This window comes from Streptomyces sp. 351MFTsu5.1 (assembly GCF_000383655.1).
In the GTDB taxonomy this organism is placed as follows: Bacteria; Actinomycetota; Actinomycetes; order Streptomycetales; family Streptomycetaceae; genus Streptomyces; species Streptomyces griseorubiginosus.
In genome coordinates this window covers 159,277-174,140 of the sequence record NZ_KB911791.1, presented here as the reverse complement: position 1 = coordinate 174,140, position 14,864 = coordinate 159,277, and the positions used below count along the sequence as shown (strand labels likewise).

15 protein-coding genes are annotated in these 14,864 nt (G+C 72.3%); 8 read left to right on the top strand and 7 right to left on the bottom strand.

Features of this window, described 5'->3' with window-relative positions; translation table 11 throughout:
• Positions 1-15: 15 nt before the first annotated feature.
• Positions 16-690 (bottom strand): hypothetical protein, encoded by a 675-nt coding sequence (locus H295_RS0131955; protein WP_020139421.1) that lies wholly within the window; start codon positions 688-690, stop codon positions 16-18.
• A 231-nt stretch (positions 691-921) separates the two neighbouring features.
• Here H295_RS0131955 and aroH point away from each other — a divergent pair, with 231 nt between their 5' ends.
• The 5 genes from aroH (at position 922) to der (ending at position 5,435) form a co-directional block, all read left to right on the top strand.
• Complete coding sequence (gene aroH / locus H295_RS0131950; protein ID WP_020139420.1) at positions 922-1,284, top strand: chorismate mutase; 363 nt, start codon at positions 922-924, stop codon at positions 1,282-1,284.
• A complete protein-coding gene (locus H295_RS0131945) occupies positions 1,281-2,366 on the top strand; it encodes a prephenate dehydrogenase (RefSeq protein WP_020139419.1) in 1,086 nt (361 codons plus the stop codon). Before aroH ends, H295_RS0131945 begins: the two co-directional genes overlap by 4 nt.
• Positions 2,367-2,501: 135 nt before the next feature.
• Positions 2,502-3,188: a (d)CMP kinase gene (gene cmk / locus H295_RS0131940; RefSeq protein WP_020139418.1), complete on the top strand. Its 687-nt coding sequence runs from the start codon at positions 2,502-2,504 to the stop codon at positions 3,186-3,188.
• Positions 3,146-3,865, top strand: coding sequence for a lysophospholipid acyltransferase family protein (locus tag H295_RS0131935; RefSeq protein ID WP_420706279.1), 720 nt, complete (start codon positions 3,146-3,148; stop codon positions 3,863-3,865). Before cmk ends, H295_RS0131935 begins: the two co-directional genes overlap by 43 nt.
• 79 nt (positions 3,866-3,944) lie before the next feature.
• Positions 3,945-5,435, top strand: coding sequence for a ribosome biogenesis GTPase Der (der, locus tag H295_RS0131930; protein ID WP_020139416.1), 1,491 nt, complete (start codon positions 3,945-3,947; stop codon positions 5,433-5,435).
• A 54-nt stretch (positions 5,436-5,489) separates the two neighbouring features.
• Here the strand turns inward: der and H295_RS0131925 are convergent, their stop codons facing one another.
• Both H295_RS0131925 and H295_RS0131920 read right to left on the bottom strand, forming a co-directional pair.
• Positions 5,490-5,813, bottom strand: a complete 324-nt coding sequence (locus H295_RS0131925) for a hypothetical protein (protein WP_020139415.1) — start codon at positions 5,811-5,813, stop codon at positions 5,490-5,492.
• A 126-nt stretch (positions 5,814-5,939) separates the two neighbouring features.
• Positions 5,940-6,722 (bottom strand): hypothetical protein, encoded by a 783-nt coding sequence (locus H295_RS0131920; protein WP_020139414.1) that lies wholly within the window; start codon positions 6,720-6,722, stop codon positions 5,940-5,942.
• Between the two features lie 504 nt (positions 6,723-7,226).
• On the opposite strand from H295_RS0131920, the gene H295_RS0131915 reads away from it, so the two are divergent.
• Positions 7,227-7,868 (top strand): transglycosylase family protein, encoded by a 642-nt coding sequence (locus H295_RS0131915; protein WP_020139413.1) that lies wholly within the window; start codon positions 7,227-7,229, stop codon positions 7,866-7,868.
• Positions 7,869-7,956: 88 nt separating this feature from the next.
• Here the strand turns inward: H295_RS0131915 and H295_RS0131910 are convergent, their stop codons facing one another.
• From H295_RS0131910 to H295_RS0131900, 3 genes are read right to left on the bottom strand one after another with little or no spacing between them, the layout of a single operon-like run.
• Entirely contained in the window at positions 7,957-8,607 is a 651-nt protein-coding gene (locus H295_RS0131910) for an ABC transporter ATP-binding protein (RefSeq protein WP_020139412.1), read from the bottom strand.
• Complete coding sequence (locus H295_RS0131905; RefSeq protein ID WP_020139411.1) at positions 8,604-11,270, bottom strand: ABC transporter permease subunit; 2,667 nt, start codon at positions 11,268-11,270, stop codon at positions 8,604-8,606. Before H295_RS0131905 ends, H295_RS0131910 begins: the two co-directional genes overlap by 4 nt.
• Positions 11,270-11,740 (bottom strand): hypothetical protein, encoded by a 471-nt coding sequence (locus tag H295_RS0131900; protein ID WP_020139410.1) that lies wholly within the window; start codon positions 11,738-11,740, stop codon positions 11,270-11,272. Before H295_RS0131900 ends, H295_RS0131905 begins: the two co-directional genes overlap by 1 nt.
• Before the next feature lie 129 nt (positions 11,741-11,869).
• On the opposite strand from H295_RS0131900, the gene H295_RS0131895 reads away from it, so the two are divergent.
• Together H295_RS0131895 and H295_RS0131890 are read left to right on the top strand one after the other, a co-directional pair.
• A complete protein-coding gene (locus H295_RS0131895; protein ID WP_234021717.1) occupies positions 11,870-12,415 on the top strand; it encodes a hypothetical protein in 546 nt (181 codons plus the stop codon).
• Positions 12,384-13,676: an ABC transporter substrate-binding protein gene (locus H295_RS0131890; RefSeq protein WP_020139408.1), complete on the top strand. Its 1,293-nt coding sequence runs from the start codon at positions 12,384-12,386 to the stop codon at positions 13,674-13,676. The genes H295_RS0131895 and H295_RS0131890 overlap by 32 nt, the downstream gene beginning before the upstream one ends.
• 14 nt (positions 13,677-13,690) lie before the next feature.
• On the opposite strand, the gene H295_RS0131885 is transcribed toward H295_RS0131890, so the two are convergent.
• Entirely contained in the window at positions 13,691-14,824 is a 1,134-nt protein-coding gene (locus H295_RS0131885) for an epoxide hydrolase family protein (protein WP_020139407.1), read from the bottom strand.
• Positions 14,825-14,864 lie beyond the last annotated feature (40 nt).

The window sequence follows — 14,864 nt, the reverse complement described above, 5'->3', positions numbered from 1 at the left end:
CTCCCTCGGGCGAGGTCAGGGGGTTACCGGACGGGCCGTGAGCTGTTGTCCGTCGACCGTCACCGCACCGGTCTCCGGGTCGATCGCGGGTGCGGGGGAAGGCTTGCCGTCGCGCCTGAGGATGCCGACCTGCTTCCCGTCCGGGAGCACGATCCAGCCGCCCTCGATCCTCGCGCCGGCCACCGTGCTGTTCGCCCGGTAGAGACCGGACGACTTCTTGGTCTTCTTGATCGTGAAGGGGTAGCTGCCGCTGCCGACCCTGGCGGTGCCGCGGATCGCCTTGGTCCCCTTGGCCCTGCCCTCCAGGCTCGCGCCGTCCTTGCCGGTCAGGCGCAGGCTGCCGTCGTCCTTCACGGAGCCTTGGAGCCACGATTCGATGTTGTGGCCGTCGCAGACGTACGCGATCGCCTTGTCGCCGCGGACGGTGATCGCGACCGCGGAGGAGTCGTCGTCGGTACGGCCCGTGTAGACGCCCTCGGGCAGCGGCGTCCGGGCCGGAGACGTGCTGGGCGGCGAGGACGTCCGTGCCGGTGGGGTGCTCGGTGACGCCTTCGTGCTGGGTTTGCCGGACGACGGCGGCTTCACGTAGGACGACGTGGGCTTCTCTCCCGTCGTGGCGTTGAGCGAGAGCATGAACAGGCCGAGCAGCAGTCCCGCGAGCAGAGTCAGCAGCGGTCCGGAACGCTTCATATGAGGGGCCTCCCCCGAGGCTGGGTTCCTGCCATGAGAGCGGACCCGGGGGCCCGCGTCCAGGGGCGCACGGGTGTGTTTCGCCCCAAGTAGCGGAACCGGGACATTCGGGTGACATTGACCTGGCCCGTGCGGCCGTCTCACGGGGCGGGCGCCGAGCACCCCGGCCACGCGGGCTGACTAGGCTTGGTCGTGCACAGAGCCGGCATCACAGCAGCAAGGAGCAACGCCGTGGCGGTACGAGCGGTCCGGGGCGCCGTCCAACTCGAACAGGACGAGGCCGGCCACATGGACGAGCAGGTCGGGGCGCTGCTCACCGCCATCATGGAGCGGAACGAGCTGACCGCCGACGACCTGATCAGCATCTGGTTCACGGCCACGCCCGACCTGCACAGCGACTTCCCGGCCGCCGCGGCCCGCAAGCTCGGCATCGTTGACGTCCCGCTGATCTGCGCCCAGGAACTCGACATCGAGGGCGCCATGCCCCGCGTGGTCCGGGTCCTCGCGCACATAGAGTCCGACCGCGCCCGCGCCGACATCGCGCACGTCTACCTCGGCGCCGCGGCCGCCCTCCGCAAGGACATCGCGCAGTGAGGACCGCGCTCGTCGTCGGGACCGGGCTCATCGGCACGTCCGCCGCGCTGGCGCTGGTGTCACGGGGCGTCATCGTGCACCTCGCCGACCACGACCCCGAGCAGGCCCGTACGGCGGCCGCGCTCGGCGCGGGCACCGACGAGGTGCCCGAGGGGCCGGTCGACCTCGCGATCGTGGCCGCGCCGCCCGCGCACGTGGCAGAGGTGCTCGCCGGTGCCATGCGGCGCGGTGTCGCCCGTGGCTACATCGACGTGGCCAGCGTCAAGGGCGGGCCGCGCCGGGAACTGGAGGCGCTGGGGCTCGACCTGTCCTCGTACATCGGTACGCATCCGATGTCCGGGCGGGAGAAGTCCGGGCCGCTGGCCGCCTCCGCGGACCTCTTCGAGGGCCGGCCCTGGGTCCTCACCCCGACCAGGGACACCGACACCGAGGTGCTCAACCTCGCGCTGGAACTGGTCTCGCACTGCCGTGCGGTGCCGGTGGTCATGGACGCCGACGCCCACGACCGGGCCGTGGCGCTCGTCTCGCACATGCCCCACCTGGTCTCCAGCATGGTCGCGGCGCGACTTGAGCACGCCGAGGAGGCCGCCGTACGGCTGTGCGGTCAGGGAATCCGGGACGTGACCCGCATCGCCGCGTCCGACCCCGGGATGTGGATCGACATCCTCTCCGCGAACCCGGGGCCGGTGGCCGACCTGCTCACCGATGTCGCCGGGGACCTGGAGGAGACGGTACGGGCGCTGCGGGCGCTCCAGTCCGCCGACGAGGCCAAGCGGATCGAGGGCACGTCCGGGATCGAGGACATGCTGCGACGCGGGAACGCCGGCCAGGTGCGGGTGCCCGGCAAGCACGGGTCCGCCCCGCGGGTGTACGAGGTCGTGGCCGTGCTCATCGACGACCAGCCGGGACAGCTGGCCCGGATCTTCGCGGACGCCGGCCGGGCGGGCGTGAACATCGAGGACGTGCGGATCGAGCACGCGACGGGGCAGCAGGCGGGTCTGGTGCAGCTGATGGTGGAACCGCAGGCGGCGCCCGTGCTCAGTGCCTCACTGCGGGAACGAGGCTGGGCGATCCGGCGGTGAGCGGCGCGGCCGGTCGGCGTCGCCGGTCCGCCCTTCGGTGCGCGTCCGGACGAGTGACGCGCACCCAGTAACCTGGTGCGGGGCACAGTCGCGCCCTCACACCGTCCGCCAGACGCACCCGAAAGGTGTCCCCCCGTGGAAAACGGCGCCGCCCAGCCCGTGATTGTCGCCATCGACGGCCCCTCCGGCACGGGCAAGTCGAGCACCTCGAAGGCTGTGGCCGCACAGCTGGGGCTGAGCTACCTGGACACCGGCGCCCAGTACCGGGCGATCACCTGGTGGATGGTGAACAACGGCATCGACATCGACGACCCGACCGCGATCGCCGCCGTGGCCGGCAAGCCGGAGATCGTCTCCGGCACCGACCCGGAGAACCCCACGATCACGGTCGACGGCACGGACGTGGCCGGTCCGATCCGCACCCAGGAGGTCACCTCCAAGGTCAGCGCCGTGAGCGCGGTGCCCGAGGTGCGGGCCCGGATCACCGAGCTCCAGCGCTCGCTCGCGACCTCCGCGGAGAAGGGCATCGTCGTCGAGGGGCGGGACATCGGCACGACCGTGCTGCCCGACGCCGACCTCAAGATCTTCCTCACCGCCTCGCCGGAGGCCCGCGCCGCCCGCCGCAGCGGTGAGCTCAAGGGCGCCGACGTCCAGGCCACCCGCGAGGCCCTGATCAAGCGGGACGCGGCCGACTCCAGCCGGAAGACCTCGCCGCTCGCCAAGGCGGACGACGCGGTCGAGGTGGACACCACCGAGCTCACCCTCGCGCAGGTCATCGAGTGTGTCGTGACTCTCGTCGAGGAGAAGCGGGCCGGGAAGTGACCGTTCCTTCGCAGAAGGCCGTCCCTTCGGGGAAGACCGTTCCCTCGGAGAAGGGTGCCGAGGTCGGGCGGCGGATCGGCGTCGGCCTGATGTACGGGCTGTGGAAGCCCCGGGTGCTGGGTGCCTGGCGGATGCCCGCGACCGGTCCCGCGATCCTCGCCGTCAACCACTCCCACAACATCGACGGTCCGATGGTCATGGGTGTGGCGCCCCGGCCGACGCACTTCCTGATCAAGAAGGAAGCGTTCGTCGGGCCGCTGGACCCGTTCCTGCTGGGCATCGGACAGGTCAAGGTCGACCGGTCGGGCGCCGACCGCACGGCCATCACCCAGGCCCTGGACGTCCTGTCGGCCGGCGGTGTCCTCGGGATCTTCCCGGAGGGCACCCGCGGCGAGGGCGACTTCGCCGCGCTGCGCGCCGGGCTCGCCTACTTCGCCGTACGCAGCGGGGCGCCGATCGTCCCGGTCGCGGTGCTGGGAAGCTCCGAGAAGCGCGGACGGTTGATAAAGGGGCTGCCTCCGCTGCGCAGCCGGGTCGACGTCGTCTTCGGGGACCCCTTCGACGCGGGCGACGGCAGCGGACGCCGCACCCGCAGGGCGCTGGACGAGGCGACCGAGCGCATCCAGAAGCAGCTGAGCAGCCACCTGGAAAACGCCAGGCGCCTGACCGGGCGCTAGGCGACACTGAGTAGTGGATCGGACCGGCGAAAGGGCCGGCGGATCCACCGATCACCACGATGAACGAGGTACGGACTTCATGAACGACCACATCCACTCCGAGGGCTCGGGCGAGGAGCACGACCACGGGGCGCTTGGCGATGCCGAGTACGCGGAGTTCATGGAGCTCGCCGCGGAAGAGGGCTTCGACATCGAGGACGTCGAGGGCGCCATCGAGGCGGCCGGCCACGGGCCGCTGCCCGTGCTCGCCGTCGTCGGCCGCCCCAATGTCGGCAAGTCGACCCTCGTCAACCGCATCATCGGGCGCCGCGAGGCCGTCGTCGAGGACAAGCCCGGTGTCACCCGCGACCGCGTGACCTACGAGGCCGAGTGGTCCGGGCGCCGCTTCAAGGTCGTCGACACCGGCGGCTGGGAGCAGGACGTCTTCGGCATCGACGCCTCCGTCGCCGCGCAGGCCGAGTTCGCGATCGAGGCCGCCGACGCCGTCGTGTTCGTCGTCGACGCCAAGGTCGGTGCCACCGACACCGACGAGGCGGTCGTACGACTGCTGCGCAAGGCCGGCAAGCCCGTGGTGCTGGCCGCCAACAAGGTCGACGGTCTGAGCGGTGAGTCCGACGCGGCGTACCTGTGGTCCCTGGGCCTCGGCGAGCCGCACCCCGTCTCCGCGCTGCACGGCCGGGGCACCGGCGACATGCTGGACGCGGTCCTGGAGGCGCTGCCGGAGGCGCCCGAGCAGACCTTCGGCGGCACCGGGATCGGCGGCCCCCGCCGGATCGCGCTGATCGGCCGCCCGAACGTCGGCAAGTCCTCGCTGCTGAACAAGGTGGCCGGCGAGGAGCGGGTCGTTGTCAACGAGCTGGCCGGCACCACCCGTGACCCGGTCGACGAGCTGATCGAACTCGGCGGTGTCACCTGGAAGTTCGTCGACACCGCCGGTATCCGCAAGCGGGTCCACCTCCAGCAGGGCGCCGACTACTACGCCTCGCTGCGGACCGCGGCCGCCGTCGAGAAGGCCGAGGTCGCGGTCATCCTGATCGACGGCTCCGAGTCCATCTCCGTGCAGGACCAGCGGATCGTCACCATGGCCGTGGACGCGGGCCGTGCCATCGTCGTCGCCTACAACAAGTGGGACACCCTCGACGAGGAGCGCCGCTACTACCTGGAGCGGGAGATCGAGACCGAGCTCGGCCAGATCGCCTGGGCGCCGCGGGTGAACGTCTCGGCGAAGACCGGACGGCACATGGAGAAGCTGGTCCCGGCGATCGAGACGGCCCTGGCGGGCTGGGAGACCCGGGTCCCCACCGGTCGCCTCAACGCCTTCCTCGGTGAGCTCGTCGCCGCCCACCCGCACCCGATCCGGGGCGGCAAGCAGCCGCGCATCCTCTTCGGCACCCAGGCCGGCACCAAGCCGCCGCGGTTCGTGCTCTTCGCCTCCGGGTTCATCGAGGCGGGCTACCGGCGGTTCATCGAGCGCCGGCTGCGCGAGGAGTTCGGCTTCGAGGGCACCCCGATCCACATCTCGGTGCGGGTGCGCGAGAAGCGCGGCGCCAAGAACACCAAGAAGAAGTGACGCGGGCATGAGTGAGGGGGCGGTCCCGGCCGGGACCGCCCCCTCACTCATGCTTCAGATCCCTCTGCGCGGGCCGGGCGGCAGCGCCGCCGGGACGTGGTGCATCCCTGTGTGCTGCTGCCCGATGTGACCCACCCGCTGCCACTGCGACTGCTGGCGGGCGCTGAACGCCCCCGCGCTGTAGGCGCTGTACGAGCTGCTGAACGAGCCCGAGGCGTGCGGGGTGTTCCCGAACGCGGTGAAGCCCAGCTCCTCCTCGCCGCTGCGGTCACCCGGCAGCGAACGGAAGGTCTTGACGTACTCGGAGTAGAGCGCGTCGTAGATCGGCGTGGCCGATGGTCCGCCGGGAAACCGGCGCGGAGCGTCGTATGGGTGCACGTATGTCCAAACGACCGCGGGACTTCAGGGATGCGGGTGCGTGATCAGGGGGCACCCGCGCGTCCCGGCCGATGGACCTTCACGCCCCGGCCAGGCAGCCCCCTGACGCCCCGGCCAGGCGGACCCTCACGTCCCGGCCAGGGGCATCGCTGCGGCCACCAGCTTCCCGTTGGCCGCGGCCTTGTCCAGCGCGTCCCGGAGCAGGTCCTCGCGCGGCTGGCGGCCGATGGAGCCCACCGGGGCGGCGAACATCAGCACCTGCTGGTGCTTGTTCGCGGCCGCCCGCCAGCTCTCGGTGACCTGGAGCGGCTGGTGCGCCTGCCACCAGGCCACCGGCTGGCCGCCGTTGGCCGACGGCTGGAGCACCGCGTGCAGCTGGCCCACCGCCAGCAGCACCGACCAGCCGTGCAGCACCGACGGCACCGAGTCGATCGTGGTGAGCGGCATGAACCCCTGCTCGATGAGCAGCGGCAGGAAGTCGTCGCCGAGTCCCGTCGCGCCCGGCCGCACGATCGGCCCGGTCGGTTCCACGACCAGCGCCGGGTGCAACTCCCCGGCGATCAGGACGAGTCCGCTGGTCACCCCGAGCACCGCCTGCTCGGGTGCGACCTTGTCCGGGTCGAGGTCCACGGTGTCGCCGGTGATGGACTTCACCGCGCCCTGGAGCTGCTCCTCGGTGACCTGGACGACCTGGGAGGGCAGGCAGGTGGCGTGGGCGAAGGCCAGGACGGCGGTCTCGTCGCCGATGAACAGGACGGTGCTGGTGCGCTCCTGTTCGGAGTCGCCCTGGGTGCGGCAGGAGGTGCAGTCGTAACTGCCGGGTGCGTTCTCGCCGGCGAGCAGCCGGTCGGCTTCTTCGTCGCCGATCTCGGCACGTACCTCGTCGCTGACGTCGAGCATGCGCGGCACGGGTGGCTCCCTCGGGATGTGGTGCTCGGGCGGGTCCCGGGCTCATGAAGAAGACAACGGGTGATCTGTGGCCGGAGTCACGCTTCAGGGCGAACGGAATCGAACCATCCAGCGCGCAGGGTCACCACGGGTGCGGAATCGGGCACTCAGCGTCAAGTGGAGGGGAGGTCAAGGGAGTTGGTTGCGTGAACCGGGTCACAGAATGGCAACGGCTCTGTTCGACAAATCAGGAAATCCACTGATGAAGTGGGTGGCCGAAAAATGTCGATACCCGCGGTAACCGTCAACTGACCTGCTACGACGAGGAGTTGGTTGCTGTCCCCTCCACAGGCTCTCTACATTCCTCCGCCGTGTGCAGCGAGCACCGCTCGGGAACGTCCGCCGACGCACCAAGCCAGCACTTCGCACCACCTTCGGCGGACGGGGCGGAGCGCGACCACCCGGCCCCTGTGCCGGGAGCGCGCCCCGCCTTGGGGGACCCCGAGTTGTTCGAGAGGGAATCACATGTCCGAATGTGCCGATACCACGCGCGACAGCGCTCGTAAGACCCGGACCACCGCGGCCCTCGCCGGGGCCGCCCTGCTCGCCCCCCTCGGACTGCTGGCCGCGGCCGGCAACTCCGTGGCGGCCGACGGCGGAGTGTGGGACCGCATCGCCCAGTGCGAGAGCGGCGGGAACTGGCACATCAACACCGGCAACGGCTACTACGGAGGACTCCAGTTCTCCGCCGGCACCTGGCGCGCGTACGGCGGTACGGCCTACGCACCCACCGCCGACCAGGCCACCAAGTCACAGCAGATCGCCGTGGCCACCAAGGTCCAGGGCGCCCAGGGATGGGGCGCCTGGCCGACCTGCTCGGCCCGGGCCGGGGCGTACGGCGGCGCGCCCGCCGCCTCCTCCGGCTCCGCGGAGAGCTCGTCCTCGACCAAGGCCGCTCCCGCCAAGCCGGTGAAGAAGCCGGTCCGTTCGGAGGGCCACACCAACCGCAGCGCGTCCCGCGGCGACTACACCGTCCGCACCGGCGACACGCTCAGCAAGGTCGCCACCCGGCACGGGACCACCTGGCAGCGGCTCTACGCCCTCAACAAGGCCGTCATCGGTGCCGACCCCGACCTGATCGTGCCCGGGCAGCGCCTCGAGATCTGAGGGCTCCCCCTGCCGTGGGCACGGGGCCCCGTCCGGTCGTCCTCCGACCGGGCGGGGCCCTGGGCGTCCACGGGGGGCTCGGTTCGATTCACCTCGGCCGCAGTTCGGCTGCCTCCCCGGCGAACACGACCGTGCCGCGCCGCAGTTCGTACACGATCGCCGGCCGGCCGAGCAGTGCGGGCGGCAGCCGCTGCTCGGCCACCACCACACACGCGTCCAGCGTGGCGAGGAGGTCGTACGTGCGGGCCGCGACCGCCGGGGACATGCCCTGCGCGGGTTCGTCGACGAGGACCACGCGCGCGCGTGCCAGAAGGGCACGGGAAAGGGCGAGCATGCGCTGCTCGCCGCCGGAGAGGGTGCCGGCGCGGCGGGCGAGGAGCGGGGCCAGCTGCGGGTAGGCGTCCAGGGCGAGATCGTATGCGGGAGCGGCGAGTTCGAGGTTCTCGCGGACGGTGAGCGAGCCGAACACCGCCTGGCGCTCGGGAACCAGGCACAGCCCGCGCCGGGCCCGCTCGTATGCCGGCACCCGGGTCACGTCGGCCCCGTCCCACACCACGCGGCCGTCCGTGAGCGGCACTGTCCCGGCCAGGGCGCGCAGGATGGTGGTACGGCCGGAACCGTTGCGGCCCAGCAGGACGGTGAGGCCGGGGGCGGGGGCGGGGGCGGTGAGGGTGACGCCGTGCAGGGCCTCCAGGGGGCCGTAGCGCACGCGCGCGTGGCGCAGGGAGATTCCGTTCATACGGCCGTCTCCCGGGCGTCGAGAGCGTCCAGCACGTGGGCCGGGGGCCCGGAGGCGACGATGCGGCCCGCGCTCATGACGTGCACCACGTCCGCCAGGTCGGCGACCAGGTCCAGGTCGTGCTCGACGACGAGGAGGGCCGTGCCGTCGGCGGCCAGGGCCCTCAGGACGCGGGCGAGGTCGGCCACTTCGGCGGTGTCCAGGCCGGCGGCGGGTTCGTCCAGGAGGAGGACGCCCGGGGTGCCGGCCAGGGCTCTGGCGAGTTCGACCCGGCGGAGGGTGCCCGTGGGGAGACCGGCGGCGGGGGCGTCCCGGAGGGGGCCGTCGAGGTGCAGGAGTCTCAGGGCGCGGTCCGTGGCGGACGGGTCCTTGATGTGACCCTGCTCTGCGCCCAGTTGCACGTTCTCGGTGACGGTCAAGGTGGGGAAGACGGCGAGTTGCTGGAAGGTGCGGGAGATGCCGAGGCGGGTGCGGGTGTGGGGGGACAGGGGGGTGATGTTCCTGTCGGCGTAGCTGACTTGGCCTCGGGTGGGGCGGATCGTTCCTGCCAGGCAGTGGAAGAGGGTGCTCTTTCCGGCTCCGTTGGGGCCGATGATCGCGGTGATTCTGCCCGGGGGGACGGTCAGGTCGACTCCGGCGAGGGCGGTGAAGCCGTCGTAGCGGGCGTGGAGGTCGTGGGCGGTGAGGACTCCCCGGCCTCCGGCCGGGTTCGTCTTCGTGTTCCCACCCGCACGGGGGCTTCGGCGGTGGGTCGGGGTGGGTCCGGCCCCGCCGGTGTCCGCCGTCGGGGTGCTCGCCGTTGCTGCGGTCGAGGACAGCTGCGCCGACCCCAGTCGGTGCTGCGCCGCCCGGCCCGTGGCCGTCAGCGCCGGTCTCCGCCCGGACCGTAGCCGTCGTACGGCCTCGTACGGGCCCCCGGGGAAGCGGCCCACCAGGACCGCCAGCACGCCGATCAGGGCCGCTGCCACCCCGCCCCGTGCTCCCGCGTCCAGGCCGACCAGCAGGGCCGCCGCCGCCAGCGCGCCCAGGGTGCTGTCGGCGCCCAGGACCATCACCGCGGCGAACCAGAGGAGGCTGCGGACGGGGTCGTAGGCGGCGGGATCGAAGGCGCGCAGGCCCATGGCGAGCATCCCGCCGCCCAGGGCGGCCAGGGCGGCGCCCGCCACGAAGGCCAGCAGCTTCAGGGCGGGGACCCGGACGCCCGCCGCCGACGCACCCTGCTCGTGGTCGCGCAGGGAGGCCAGGGCACGCCCCGTGCGGCCCCTGCGCAGGGCGTGGGTCGCCAGCAGGGCCAGTGTCAGCAGGGCCAGCTCCAGGACGTAGTACGCGCGGTCGCCGTCGAAGCCCCGGGGGCGGTCCAGGGAGAGGCCGGACGTGGCGTACGGCTGGGCGAAGACGAAGCGGCTCACGCCGACGCCGACCGCGAAGGTCGCGAGGGCCAGCGCCAGGCCCCGGCGGGTGATCGCCGGCCACCCCGTCAGGAGGCCCAGGGGAGCCACCAGGAGCACCGCCAGCGCGAGTGCCGCCAGTTCCGGCAGCCGGGGCAGACCCGGGAAGCGGCCCGCGGCGAGGAGCGCGGTGAACAGGGCTCCCAGACCCGCGTAGGCCGCCTGCCCGAGGGAGATCTGGCCGCCTCGGCCCGTCACCACCACCAGCGAGAGCAGCACCACACCCAGCGCCGGGACCTGGACCGACGTGTGCAGGTCCGGGCCGGCGAAGCCCAGCGGGAGCAGGAACAGCACCGCCGCCACGATCCACGCGCCCGGCGGCGTCGGCACGCGCGCGGTGGCCGTACGCGGCAGCGCGTCACGGGTGCCGACGCCGGGGAGCACCAGGGACGCGATCAGCAGGGCCACGACGAAAAGGTTCGCGCCGACCGCCTGGAGCAGAGGTGCGCCCCAGCCCGAGGGGTGCAGCCTCGTCAGCTGGCTCTGGGCGACCCCGATCGTCAGGGCCACCAGGACGGCCACCGGCAGGCTCCGCATCCGTGCCGCCACCGCGACCGCGACCACCTCCATGACGAGCAACGGCAGGCCGTACGGGTCCAGGCGGACGTAGGGGGCCAGCAGCACGCCCGTCAGGCCCGCCGTGAACGACCCGAACGCCCAGCAGGCCGCCGCCACCCGGTCGGCGTCGATCCCGCCGAGCACGGCCAGCCTCCGGTCGTCCACCACCGCCCGCAGCTCCCGCCCGAAGCGGGTCCAGCGGATCACCGCGCCCACCCCGACGGCCAGGACCAGCACGATCGCCAACTGCCCCCACGGGTCGGCCGCCACCAGCTCCGGGGCGTCGTCCCGGGCGCCCTGGCCCCACAGCAGCGCGGCCCCGCCCACCAGCAGCACGAACACCCCGATGGAGGCCACCAGGGTCCGGGCCGGATCGCCGCCCAGGACGGACAGCGGCCGGAAGACGAGGCGCTCCAGCACCACTCCCAGTGCCGGAGCCAGCACCAGGAGGGTCAGCGCCGCCCCGGCCCACAGCGGCCACCCCCACTCCACCACGCACTGCCGCAGCACATACGCGCACACCATCGCGAGCGCCCCGTGCGCGAAGTTCAGCACCCCGGTCGCGCGGTACGTCACGATCAGGCCGACCCCGGTGAGCGCGGCCGCGCTGCCGACCGACAGACCGGCCAGGGTGAGGTCCCAGGTCAGCGAGGACATCAGTCGGTCTCTTCGACGGGCTCGCAGATCGGGCAGGGGCCCAGCTCACCGCTCGCCAGGAGTTTCGCGTCCACCGGGACCGCCTCCGCCTTCCCGGAGACCAGCGGGCAGTCCGCGCGGTGCCAGAGCGTGCCGCCGGGCACCATCAGCAGGTCCCCGCTCACCGCCAGGGGCGCGCTCGTGGCGGGGTCCCCGGCCTCGGCGGGCTCCGCGGCGACCAGGAGGCCGTACAGCTCCTCCACGCGCGTGGCGGCGAGCGCGCCACGGCCGTGGGTGAGGAGGACGGCGCCGGCGACGATCAGCGCGGCTCCGGGCACCGTGCAGGAGGCGAGGTAGGGCAGTTGCCGCTCGGCGTACCGCTCGCCCGAGACGCCGTACCAGCCGATGACGCAGAGCACCGCGCCCGCGGCGAGGGCGGCCCAGCCTGCCCAGAGGACGGGGTGCACGGTCCGCAGTCGGGCTGTCCGCATCTCTGGCTCCCACATGTCGCGTGCCTGACCCTGTGCAAGTCCACCCATCGCTTGCACTATGCCTTCTTGAAGCTGACCCTGAAAGCACCGGGCGCACGTGGCCCGGACCGACACCCGGTGGTGAGCCAGATGGTTCTCGGGAGCGACCGCACATGGGGGAACGGCAGCCGGGGGCTGGTGGCGGGATTCGTCCTCGCCATGGCCCTCACGGCGTGCAGCGACGACAGCGGCGGCGGCAGCGAGAGCCCGCCCCCGACGCCTTCGGTGGAGCGGAGCGCACCGTCCGCGGCCCCGTCGACCGGAGGACCCGCCGACGCGGCGGCCGCCCGGCGCGAGATCGGGACGAACTGGCAGAAGTTCTTCGACCCGAAGACCTCCACCAAGGACAAGCAGGCCGTCCTGGAGAACGGCGACGAGATGGGGCCGGTGCTCCGGGCGTTCAGCGGTGACCAGCGGGGCGGGCAGGTCAAGGCGCAGGTCACCAAGGTGCAGTTCACGAAACCGGACCAGGCGACCGTGACGTACACCCTGCTCCTGAACGGCGCCACGGCCCTTCCGGACGCCTCCGGCACGGCGGTCGAGGAGGGCGGCCACTGGAAGGTGTCGGTCAACACCCTGTGCGCGCTGGTCCAGTTGAGCGGCAATGCCACGGCGTCGGCGCTGCCGGGCTGCTGAGGCCGCCCTCGCCGTCCTGCTGCTCGCGGTGGGCACGGCGTGCGGCAGCCGGCTGCCGGAGAGCGACTTCGAGCACCGGGAGCGCGCCGGCCCCGCCCAGGACGCCGGGCCGATCCGGGTCGGGATCGTCACCAGCGCCACCAGCCCGGTCGGCGGCGACGCCTTCACCGGCCCCCGCGACGGGGCCAAGGCGTACTTCGAGCGGCTCAACGCGCACGGGGGCGTCGAAGGACGCAGGGTCGAGGTGCGCGAGTGCGACGACGGCGGCAGCGGCGTCGGCAACAACACCTGCGTGCACCGGCTGCTCGACGAGGACAAGGTGGTCGCCCTGGTCGCGACCACCGCCCTCGACTACGCGGGCGCCTCCCGCGTCTCCCACGCGCGCGTGCCCGACATCGGCGGCCAGCCCATCGGTGCCGCCTACGACACCTGGCCGCACCTCTACGGCATCTACGGCAGCCTGGCGCCCCGCGCCGGCACCACCGGCTGGGACGGCAAGCAGTACGGCGGCACCGAGGTCTACCGCTACTTCAAGCGCGAGCACGGGGCCCGTACGGCCGCTGTCGTGTCGTACAACCAGGCCGCCTCCGCCGCCTACGCCGACCTCGTCGAGCAGGGGCTCAGGGCCGAGGGCTACCAGGTGGTCCCCGAGCAGGTCGACTTCGCGCTGCCCAACTTCCGTGCCGTGGCGGCCGATCTCAAGGAGCAGGGCGTCGACCTGGTCTTCGACGCCGTCGACAGCCATGGCAACGCCCGGCTGTGCGAGGCGATGGACCAGGCCGGGGTCGAGGTCACCGCCAAGGTCACCAACGTGCAGAACTGGACCTCCACCGTGCCCGACGACTACAAGGACGCCCCGCACTGCCGCAACGCCCTGTGGGCCACCGGATCCAGCCGGAACTTCGAGGACACCGGCAACGCGGCCGTACGCGCCTTCAGGGACGCCACGAAGGGGCTCAGCACGCACTCCCAGTGGCAGCTGGAGGGCTGGGCGGCCGCGATGTGGTTCACCGACGCGGCGAGGTCGTGCGCGGAACAGGGCATCACGCGCGCGTGTGTCGACGCGTACATGAACCGCAGCCAGGGCTACACCGCGGACGGCCTCCTCCTGCCTGTCAGGTTCGAGCGCCTCTCCGAGCCGCCGAAGCACCGCGAGACCTGCCTCTCGGTGGCCCGCTGGAAGGACGGCCGCGGCTGGGTCGCCCAGGGCGACATGAACGACACCTGCTTCGACGTTCCGCAACTGCCCTACCAGCAGTGACCTGTCGGTGTCCGTCACCGCAGTGAGCCGAAGAACTCCCTGATGTCCCCGGACAGCAACTCCGGGACCTCCAGGGCGGCGAAGTGGCCGCCGCGGTCGAACTCGGTCCAGCGGACCACGGTGTTGGCCTGCTCGGCCCAGCGGCGGATCGCCACGTCCTCGCCGAAGTTGGCCACCGCGGTCGGCACCCCCGAGGTCGATGTCGGGAACCAGTCCGGCACATGGCTGTTCTCGTAGTACATGCGGGCGGCGGAACCGGCCGTGCCGGTCAGCCAGTACAGCATCACGTTCGTGAGCAGGGTGTCCCGGTCGATCGCATCCTCCGGCAGGGCCGCCGAGGAGTGCGTCCACGCCTGGAACTTCTCCATGATCCAGGCCAGTTGGCCGACGGGCGAGTCGGTCAGGCCGTACGACAGGGTCTGCGGGCGGGTCGACTGGAGGACGTTGTAGCCGAAGCCGTCTGTGGTGAAGTCGGCGATGCTCGCGAGGCTCCTCAGCTCGCGGTCGGTCAGCCCCTGGCGTGCCTCCTCGTCGACCGGGCCGAGCGGGATGAAGCCGACCGAGGCGGCGTTCACATGGACGCCGACCACGGACTCGGGGGCGACACGGGCCAGCGCGGGGGAGATCAGCGCGCCGAGGTCGCCACCGTGGGCGCCGTACCGCTCGTAGCCGAGCCTGCGCATCAGCTCCGCCCAGGCGCGGGCGACCCGGTTGACGTTCCAGCCCTTGTCGCGTGTCGGCCCGGAGAAGCCGAAGCCCGGGATGGACGGGATCACGAGGTGGAAGTCCTCGCGCAGGGAGCCGATCACCCCGAGGAACTCCACCACCGAGCCCGGCCAGCCGTGCGTCAGGACCAGCGGGAGCGCGTCCGGGCGGGCGGAACGCAGGTGCAGGAAGTGCACCCGGGCACCGTCGATCTCGGTGACGAACTGCGGGAGTTCGTTGAGAGCGGCCTCGTGCTTGCGCCAGTCGTAGGCGTTCCGCCAGTAGCCGGCCAGATCGCGGAGATACGGCAGGGAGGCACCGTACTCCCAGCCGGCGTCCGGGAGTTCGTCCGGCCAGCGGGTGAGGTCCAGGCGGGTGCGCAGGTCGTCGAGCCGGGCCTGCGGGATGTCGATCCGGTGGCTGTGCACGCTGTTGTCTGCCATAAGTCCAAGGTAGGAGGACTTGCGGACAGCTGCTGTCCGC